This window comes from Mycobacterium sp. (assembly GCF_049673265.1).
Classification (GTDB): Bacteria; Actinomycetota; Actinomycetes; order Mycobacteriales; family Mycobacteriaceae; genus Mycobacterium.
On the sequence record NZ_JBATXN010000039.1, the window covers coordinates 1 to 2,766 of the forward strand.

Below are 2,766 nucleotides of genomic sequence, written 5' to 3' on the forward strand. Positions count from 1 at the left end.
TGCGCAATCGGCTGGGCTCCAAGACCGTCATGACGCGCCTAGCCGACGAGGCGGGCGTAGCAAGCGTGCCGCATGTGATGGGGCGGGCCGGCTCCTACGACGAGCTGCTGGCGCTCGCGCAGGGCGCAGGATTGGGAGATGACCTCGTCGTCTCGATCCCATACGGGAACGCCGGCAGCGGGACGTTTTTCGTGCACGGTCAACGCGACTGGGACGAGCACGCCGGTGACCTGACCGGGCAGCAGGAATTTAAAGTCATGAAGCGCATCCGCAATGTCGAGGTGTGCATCGAGGGCGCCGTGACCCGCCATGGCACCGTGATCGGACCCGCGATGACGAGTCTGGTCGGTTATCCGGAGCTAACTCCGTACCGGGGCAGCTGGTGCGGCAATGACATCTGGCGCGAGGTCCTTCCGCCGGACCAGACACACGCTGCGCGAGCAACGGTGGGAAAGCTGGGCCAGATCCTCAGCCGCGAGGGCTACCGGGGCTACTTCGAAGTGGATCTGCTGCATGACCTGGACTCCAACGAGCTCTACCTCGGCGAAGTGAACCCGCGCCTGTCCGGCGCCAGCCCCATGACGAATCTGACGACCGAGGCCTACGCCGACATGCCGCTGTTCCTCTTTCACCTGCTCGAGTACATGGGCGTGGAGTACGAGCTCGACATCGATGAGATCAACTCGCGCTGGGAGCGGGGCTATGGCGAGGACGAGGTCTGGAGCCAAGTGATAATCAACGAGACGTCACCGGATGTCGAGCTTTTCACCGCGACGCCACGCACCGGTGTATGGCGCATCGACGACGACGGTCGCGCCTCCTTTGCGCGGTCCGCCAATGATTGGGCCACGCTGCTCGACGGTTCTGAGGCCTTCTACATGCGGGTCGCGGCGCCCGGCGACTTGCGCTCCGAGGGCGCCCAACTCGGCGTGCTCGTCACCCGCGGACACCTGCAGACTGACGACTACCGCCTCACCGAACGCTGCCAGCGCTGGGTCAAGGCCATGAAAGCGAAGTTCGTCTCCACGCCCCTCGCACCGGCCGCGCCAATCGTCTCGCGCCTCGTGGCACGAGCGTGAACGACGCGCCGGCCGGTATCTCACTGGAAAACTGGCTGTCGGCGCCATATTCGCATTGGTCATTCCAACACGTCGAAGAATTCGTGCCGACCGCGGTAATCGCGCGCCGGACCGGGCCGGTCGCAGCGTTGCGTACAGCCAGCGCTCCGATCGCTGAGATCCCATTGACCAGCGCCAAAGGGGTGGCCGCTACCGTCGGCGCGGTGATGGCCGCCACCGCTGTCGACGGGTGGGCGGTCACCTACCGCGGGTCGATGGTGGCCGAGGAGTACCTCGGCGGCATGAAGGCCCACACCCGCCACCTGCTGTTCTCGGTGAGCAAGTCGCTGGTGGCAGTCGTCGTCGGCGCGCTGCACGGGGCCGGTGCGATCGAGCTTGACGCGCCGGTCACGTCATTCATTCCCGCCCTGGCGAACTGCGGCTACGCCGGTGCAACGGTGCGCCACCTTCTGGACATGCGATCGGGTATCGCGTTTTCAGAAAACTACGGCGACCCGGCCGCAGAAATACATCTCCTGGACCAGGCGATGGGGTGGGCGCCCAAGCGCCGTCCGGACGTCCCTTCCACGCTGCACGAGTTTCTGCTGACCTTGCGGCAGAAGTCGGCGCACGGCGGCCCGTTCGAATATCGCTCCTGTGAAACCGATGTACTCGGCTGGATCTGCGAGATCGCCGGTGGCAAACGGATGCCCGACCTGATGTCGGAATTGCTATGGGGCCGCATCGGCGCCCAATGCGACGCCACCATCGGCGTAGACAGTGCTGGCATCGGATTCTTCGACGGCGGCATCAACGCATGTCTTACCGACATGATCCGGTTCGGGTCGCTGTTCTTGCGTGACGGCGTCTCGCTCACCGGCCAGCAAGTGTTGCCCGCGGCGTGGATCGCCGACATCCTCGACGGCGGCCCGGACTCGCGTCTGGCGTTCGCCGCCAGCCCCGACGACACCGAATTGCCCGGCGGGATGTATCGCAGCCAAATGTGGTTGCCCTACCCGGGCAGCAACGTCGTGTTGTGCCTCGGCATGTGCGGTCAGATGATTTACGTCAACCGTGCCGCAGAGCTGGTCGCCGCCAAGTTGTCCACGCAGCTGCACTCCCATGAGCCGCACATGCTAGACACGCTGCGCGCGTTTGATGCCGTGGCATACGAACTGGCCGGAGTCACAAGTTAACTCGAGGCTGCAATCTCCGCCGTCCCCCAGCGGATCGAGGTTGGACGGGGTTTAAGTGCGCCGTCAGGGTTTCGAACCCCGGACCCGCTGATTAAGAGTCAGCTGCTCTACCAACTGAGCTAACGGCGCCTGGAACCTGCTGGACTGCGTTTGCGACAATAACAGCCATCGCGTCGGCGGGCGAAATCGCCAAGCCCGAGATTGAGCGCTGGCCACTGTTAACAGTCGTCAACCGCCTAGAATACTCGCCAGTAACAGAGGGTTGCGGGTCGCAAGGGGAAACAACGTACGTGGCAGGTCGTCGTGTGGTGACACGTCAGCGCTGGTGCCGCCAATGGGTGGCCGCGCTGATGGTCCCGCTTGCCGTTTTCGGCGCGGGAGCCTGCGGCGGCGCCGGTGGTGCCCCACCGCCGAAAGCCATCATGGACAAGGCCACGCCCTTCGGTGACCTGCTCGTCCCGAAGGTCAGCGCGTCGGTGACTGATGGCGCCGTGGGCGTCGCGGTGGACAGC

The 2,766-nt window shown here is 64.9% G+C and carries 2 protein-coding genes, 1 tRNA gene and 1 pseudogene; 3 read left to right on the forward strand and 1 reads right to left on the reverse strand.

Features of this window, described 5'->3' with window-relative positions; all coding sequences use genetic code 11:
- On the forward strand, positions 1-1,079 hold a 1,079-nt coding region (locus WBF82_RS01390; protein ID WP_424381319.1), incomplete at its 5' end, for a biotin carboxylase.
- Positions 1,076-2,254 (forward strand): serine hydrolase domain-containing protein, encoded by a 1,179-nt coding sequence (locus WBF82_RS01395; protein ID WP_424381320.1) that lies wholly within the window; start codon positions 1,076-1,078, stop codon positions 2,252-2,254. The genes WBF82_RS01390 and WBF82_RS01395, both read left to right, overlap by 4 nt.
- A 56-nt stretch (positions 2,255-2,310) precedes the next feature.
- On the opposite strand, the gene WBF82_RS01400 is transcribed toward WBF82_RS01395, so the two are convergent.
- A tRNA-Lys gene (locus WBF82_RS01400) sits at positions 2,311-2,383 on the reverse strand.
- Between the two features lie 161 nt (positions 2,384-2,544).
- Between WBF82_RS01400 and WBF82_RS01405 the strand changes: the two are divergent.
- Positions 2,545-2,766, forward strand: a pseudogene (locus WBF82_RS01405) (hypothetical protein); the annotation flags it as partial.